Annotated in this window: 1 protein-coding gene; it reads right to left on the reverse strand. The window is 42.6% G+C overall.

Annotated elements, in window-relative coordinates; all coding sequences use genetic code 11:
• Positions 1-102: 102 nt before the first annotated feature.
• Positions 103-514: TRCF domain-containing protein (locus GCE9029_RS25605; RefSeq protein WP_306455725.1), on the reverse strand; the 412-nt coding region annotated here is incomplete at its 5' end.

Here is a 514-nt window from a genome sequence, read left to right on the forward strand (position 1 = left end):
TCCATTGATTGCCACTATCATTGAGTGCAATCCCATTATATCAAGTAATACAGGACGTTGCTGAAACATTTCATTGTGAAAAATCGTTACAGCTTTCAGCGCCTATGAGTTCGGAAGTCGATTGGCTTCAAACTCGTCAAGCATGTTATTGAGGTAACTTAGACGTTGACGCCTATCAGTTAAAGCCTCCATAAACTTGAATTTCGTTGGCCCTTCCATTGCAAACTTAGTTGGCTGTGCTTGAAGTAGATTAACCAAGAAGGCTGGGTTAATGTCAGCATCCGGATAAAATTCAATATAGCCACCTTTGTCATGAGCTTCTACTTTTTTGACCTTGAGTGCTCTGCCACGAAGTTTCATCTGAGAGACAGCAAGCAGGTGCTTGGCTGCATCAGGCAACAAGCCAAATCTATCTATCAGTTCCACTTTAAGCTCATCGAGTTCTTCATTATCTGCGACGCTCGCGATTCGCTTGTACATGGATAGGCGAGTATTGATGTCCGGAATATAGTCA

Origin of the sequence: Grimontia celer (assembly GCF_900055185.1) — a bacterium.
Taxonomy (GTDB): domain Bacteria; phylum Pseudomonadota; class Gammaproteobacteria; order Enterobacterales; family Vibrionaceae; genus Enterovibrio; species Enterovibrio celer.